The sequence below is a fragment of the Chamaesiphon sp. VAR_69_metabat_338 genome, from assembly GCF_031423935.1.
In the GTDB taxonomy this organism is placed as follows: domain Bacteria; phylum Cyanobacteriota; class Cyanobacteriia; order Cyanobacteriales; family Chamaesiphonaceae; genus Chamaesiphon.
On record NZ_JANPGM010000127.1, the window covers coordinates 1 to 5,320 of the forward strand.

Below are 5,320 nucleotides of genomic sequence, written 5' to 3' on the forward strand. Positions count from 1 at the left end.
ATCTTTACGAAGGGAAATCGGGGTTTTAAGTTTTAGTTGCGATTGGTAGTAATCTATCGATCGCCATTTTTTATAAGTTATTAGATTTAAACACAAATTAATGTGAGTGAATATTTTATACAGACCCGATCGAGATAAGTCCGAATGTCAGCTTCGATGTCTAAATAGCGATCTCGATCGATCCGACCGCAATTGAATAATTTTCCACCCATCAAATTATGAGATAGGGGCTAACGGAGGTATCGATCGACCGCATATTGACCGCTTGTTACTTGTCAATCCGTCGATCGCGTGAAGGTAAAGTGAGATTATCGATATTAATCTGGATGTAGATCCCCCATACTAAGGTGAGAATCTGATAAAACAAGATAAATCGAATCAGCCAGGTTAATTTTTGCTCGTTGGTTAATCGTTCTCGTAAAGCTGATAATTCAGCCACAATTTCTTCGGAAAAATAGCAAGCAAAACAAACTGATGGCGCGACACCTCTCAATCGATAAAACCCGAATAAAACAAGAATGAATAGCATTAATGTGCCGGAAATGGCAGCCTTCAAAATATATGATTCTTGAATGTACATTTTCCTGTTGCTCATAAGAGCAAGTGCATCATCAAAGGATACGTTTTTCATTTCATAATATTTCCTGTCTAATCCTTCGATTATAATTTTAATAGATGAATCATTATATTCGATTACTGAAGTTGATTTTGCTCCTAATCTTGCCACTTGTTCATTATATTGCTCGTTAATATGATAAACAGATAAACCACGATAAACAGCAAAGCCACCTGTCCCTAGAAAACTAAGGATACATGTTGCCAAACACAGAACTTTGTGCTGAATTTGCTGTTTTCTGCCTTGCTCAATCATCTCTAAATTCCTCCCAGCATAGATTGACCTAAAGACCTTTCACCCAAAGTCAGTCGGTACTTTTGCACCTCACGCAACACACCTGCGCCTAAACCGGTGACTTTATAATATTTCCGACGCGCACCTCCGCTGCCATCTTGCACATCGCCCCACCGCCAACTAATAAACCCCTTCTTTTCCAGACGGTTCAAGGCTGGGTAGAGACTGCCAAAACTAAGCTGAATCGGTCGATCTGGATTGAGAAAATCGAGAATTTCTAGACCATAAAATTCTCGCCCTAGCAATACCGTGAGAATATCTTCTTCGATCGCAGATAAACGCATCGTATCTGCATCATCTTTTTGTCTGGGCATGATGCAATGCTCCTAATGTCACTATCAATGTATCTATCGATCTTATTCTATATTTATCCAATACACAAGGTTTAGCCAAAACTCTGCTTTGCCTAGATCTAGATTGAAAGGGAGTCAAATGGTATGGCTCCCAGCTTTCGTTTCATCTCGAACAGAACGAGCGATATTTCTACTTTGACTTCACCGAAACAGCCGATACAGATATATTCAAGCTATGCAGCGTGATTTGTAGCGTACCACCCAGTGCTAGCAAAAATGCCAACGTCAATAACCGATCGAGCAAAACTCTCGGAATGACCACCACAACCGCATCGCTGGGGAACCCATTGCTAGGCTCAGGTGGAGCTTGAGGACGACGGAACATCATGACGAATCTCCAGTGCTAATGTATTTCAATAGTATTAGATAAATATAGAATAGTCAATAAAATCTAAAACTCCGATTTTAAATCGAGTATACTAGTTGGTAACATGTATCTAAATACATATGACTCTCAACTCATTAAAATTCAGCGGTGATGACGTGGATCGTTCAGTTTGAGGAAGATTTTGAACTGGAACTCGATGCTTTACCAAGCGATGTTCAAGATAGTTTATTCGCCAAAGCCACGCTGTTGGAGGAGTTTGGGCCAGAATTGGGCAGACCTCACGCAGATACCTTGCAAGGCTCTAACTATCCCAATATGAAAGAACTCAGGTTCAAGGCTGCGGATGGAGTATGGCGAGTAGCATTTGCCTTCGACCCTCTACGTCGTGCCATTATCTTGGTAGCTGGGGATAAATCGGGTGTCAGTCAAAAAAGATTTTACAAACAGCTCATTAACACAGCCGATCGTCGATTCACCAATCATCTCAACCGTTTAGAAGGAGAATCAAACTGACTTATGGGAACTACACTTCGAGATAAGCTTAATAGTCTACCACCCGATCGGCAAGCCAAGATTCAGGCAATGGCGGACGAACTAATTGCCGAAGAAATGACATTACGTGCTTTGCGTCAAGCCAGACAATTAACCCAGGTGCAGCTAGCCGAGCGGCTAAAGATCGGACAGGATGCTGTTTCGCGGATGGAAAATCGCGCCGATCTTCATTTATCGACATTAAATCAAGCAATTCAGGCAATGGGCGGGGAGTTGGAGTTAGTAGTTAAGTTTCCAGATCGCCCGCCAGTAAAATTATCCGGTTTTCAGGGTTTGGAGTTGAGTTGAACCCGCGCATGTTGTTTGAGCACTTGCTTGAGATACTTCCCCGTATGCGACTTCGGATTCTTCGCCACCTGTTCCGGTGTCCCCACCGCAACTAATTCTCCCCCCTTATTGCCACCCTCAGGGCCAAGATCGATCGTCCAGTCGGAGCAGCGAATCACGTCGAGATTGTGTTCGATGACGATAATGGAGTTTCCTTTGTCTACTAGTCTTTGCAGCACGTCTAGAAGCTTATGGACGTCGTAGAATGACAATCCGGTGGTGGGTTCGTCGATGAGATAGAGGGTTTTGCCAGTGGCGCGTTTCGAGAGTTCGGTAGCAAGTTTGACGCGTTGGGCTTCGCCGCCGGAGAGGGTGGGGGCGGTTTGTCCGAGTTTGACGTAGCCCAAGCCGACATCGACGAGGGTTTGCAGGCGGGTATAGGCGCGCGGGATATTTTCAAAAAATTCCATACCCTCTTCTACCGTCATATTCAGGACATCGGCGATCGATTTGCCTTTATATTTAACTTGGAGGGTTTCGCGGTTGTAGCGTTCGCCTTTGCAGACGTCGCATTGGACGTAGACATCGGGGAGGAAGTTCATTTCGATGATATTTACGCCTTGGCCACTACAGGCTTCGCAGCGTCCGCCTTTGACGTTGAAGGAAAATTGTCCGGCTTTATAGCCGCGCGTTTTGGCTTCGATGGTTTGGGTGAAGACTTCGCGGATGGTGTCGAATACGCCGGTGTAGGTGACGGGATTCGATCGCGGAGTGCGACCGATCGGGGACTGATCGATGATAATGACTTTATCGATCGCGTTAATCCCTTTAAGTTCCTCTACATCTTTGGGAAATGGTACCCGCTTAGTGAGGTGGTGCTGTAATGCGGGGTGGAGCAGTTCGTTAACTAAGGTAGATTTGCCAGAACCGGATACGCCTGTCACCGCGACGAGTTTACCGAGCGGGAACTCGACATCGAGATTTTTCAGGTTGTTACGGTTGGCATGTGTAAGAATCAAGCTGCGTCCATTGCCTTCGCGGCGGGTGGCTGGTGTTTCGATGCCCATCCGTCCCGATAAGTAGGCACCTGTAATCGAATCTTCGGATTTAAGCAACGCATCTAAATCGCCCTCGACGACGATACTCCCGCCATGAACGCCCGCGCCAGGGCCGATATCCACCAAATGGTCGGCAGCGCGAATGGTATCTTCGTCGTGTTCGACGACGATGAGGGTGTTGCCTAAGTCGCGTAATTTAGTCAGGGTATCTAATAGGCGGCTATTATCCCGTTGATGCAGACCGATACTCGGTTCATCCAAAACGTACAATACGCCTGTCAAACCGGAACCGATTTGAGTGGCTAATCGAATCCGTTGGGCTTCGCCGCCGGAGAGGGTCATCGCGGCTCGATCGAGTGTGAGATAATCTAAGCCAACATTGAGCAGAAATTGCAGTCGGGCGGTAATTTCTTTGAGGACTAATTCGCCGATTTTAAGTTGCTTTTCGGTTAATTCTAATCGATCGAGCCGTGCCAAACATTCATCGATCGCCGCACTAGTAAAATCGAGAATGCCATACTGTCCTAATTTGACCGATTGCGCTTCGGCTTTTAAGCGATTGCCGCCGCAGGCTTCACAGGGACGATTTGTCAGGTATTGTTCGAGCTTTTGTTTTTGCAATTCCGAGGCATCATTATATTGGCGATCGAGGGTTTTTAAGACACCTTTAAACCGTCGATGGTCGTCGAGATCTTCCATCCAGATCGGTTCGGTGCGACCTTCTAAAATTAACGATTGCTGTTCGGGATTTAATTTATTCCACGGGGTATCGAGCGCAAATCCTGCGGCTTGTCCCAAACTATATAAGAGGGATAAATAATAGGAATTATCCTTATCCGACCACGGCGCGATCGCGTGATAGACAGCAGCAGTTGGATCGGGAATAATCAGATCTGGATCGAACGTTCGCGAGCTACCGATGCCATGACAAGCCGGACACGCACCGTAGGGTGAGTTAAATGAGAACAATCGTGGCGATAATTCTTCCATTACCGCCCCATGTTCGGGGCAAGCAAATTTCTCAGAAAAGACTAATTCTGTCGGTAAGTCGGGATTAATTTCGGTACCTTCATCGGCAATGAGGGAGATAATTGCAACCCCTTCGCCGTGTCGCAAACAGGTTGTCAAAGAATCCGATAATCGCGATTCAATGCCTTCTTTGTTAATCAATCGATCGACCACAATTTCGACTGAATGATGTTGGTTTTTATCTAAGACAATCCGATCGGCTAATTCGCGAATTTCACCATCCACTCGCACGCGCACAAAGCCTTCAGATGCCAGACTGGATAATACTTTCTGATGCGTCCCTTTTTTGCCTCGGACGATCGGTGCTAGGATCTGAAACTTCGTCCGTTCGGGCAGATCGCGAATGCGATCGCTCATTTCATCGATCGTTTGGGGGGCAATCGATCGATCGCACTGAGGACAATGAGGCGTACCTGCGCGCCCGTACAATAACCGAAAATAGTCGTAAATCTCGGTGACTGTGCCGACGGTCGATCGGGGATTATTAGAAGTAGACTTTTGATCGATCGAGATTGCCGGACTCAAACCTTCGATCGCATCCACATCTGGCTTATCTAACTGTCCCAGAAATTGCCGCGCGTATGCACTCAGAGACTCTACATATCGCCGCTGACCCTCCGCAAAAATCGTATCGAACGCCAGAGACGATTTGCCCGAACCAGACACCCCTGTAAAGACAATCAATCGATCGCGCGGTAGCTCTAAACTAATATTCTTGAGATTATGCTGTTTGGCACCACAGATGCGAATGGTGTCTCGGTCGGTTGAAGCCATAGGGATCGCAGCTCGGAATTCACGATAGAGCAAACTTATGTTTTAACAC

At 46.2% G+C, this 5,320-nt stretch carries 7 protein-coding genes; 2 read left to right on the plus strand and 5 right to left on the minus strand.

Annotation, left to right across the window (positions count from 1 at the left end):
* Positions 1-86 precede the first annotated feature (86 nt).
* The 4 genes from RMO84_RS03640 to RMO84_RS03655 all read right to left on the minus strand — a co-directional run bounded on the left by RMO84_RS03640 (position 87) and on the right by RMO84_RS03655 (position 1,591).
* Entirely contained in the window at positions 87-212 is a 126-nt protein-coding gene (locus RMO84_RS03640; protein ID WP_310487096.1) for a hypothetical protein, read from the minus strand.
* 56 nt (positions 213-268) lie between these two features.
* Complete coding sequence (locus RMO84_RS03645) at positions 269-871, minus strand: hypothetical protein (protein ID WP_310487097.1); 603 nt, start codon at positions 869-871, stop codon at positions 269-271.
* 2 nt (positions 872-873) lie between these two features.
* On the minus strand, positions 874-1,224 hold the full coding sequence (locus RMO84_RS03650; RefSeq protein WP_310487098.1) for a helix-turn-helix transcriptional regulator: 351 nt from the start codon (positions 1,222-1,224) through the stop codon (positions 874-876).
* Between the two features lie 169 nt (positions 1,225-1,393).
* Complete coding sequence (locus RMO84_RS03655; RefSeq protein ID WP_310487100.1) at positions 1,394-1,591, minus strand: hypothetical protein; 198 nt, start codon at positions 1,589-1,591, stop codon at positions 1,394-1,396.
* A gap of 150 nt (positions 1,592-1,741) precedes the next feature.
* On the opposite strand from RMO84_RS03655, the gene RMO84_RS03660 reads away from it, so the two are divergent.
* Positions 1,742-2,104, plus strand: a complete 363-nt coding sequence (locus RMO84_RS03660) for a type II toxin-antitoxin system RelE/ParE family toxin (RefSeq protein ID WP_310487102.1) — start codon at positions 1,742-1,744, stop codon at positions 2,102-2,104.
* Between the two features lie 3 nt (positions 2,105-2,107).
* Positions 2,108-2,431, plus strand: coding sequence for a helix-turn-helix domain-containing protein (locus RMO84_RS03665; protein WP_310487104.1), 324 nt, complete (start codon positions 2,108-2,110; stop codon positions 2,429-2,431).
* Here the strand turns inward: RMO84_RS03665 and uvrA are convergent.
* Positions 2,410-5,271 (minus strand): excinuclease ABC subunit UvrA, encoded by a 2,862-nt coding sequence (gene uvrA, locus RMO84_RS03670; protein WP_310487105.1) that lies wholly within the window; start codon positions 5,269-5,271, stop codon positions 2,410-2,412. The two genes, RMO84_RS03665 and uvrA, sit on opposite strands and share 22 nt — an antisense overlap.
* Positions 5,272-5,320 lie beyond the last annotated feature (49 nt).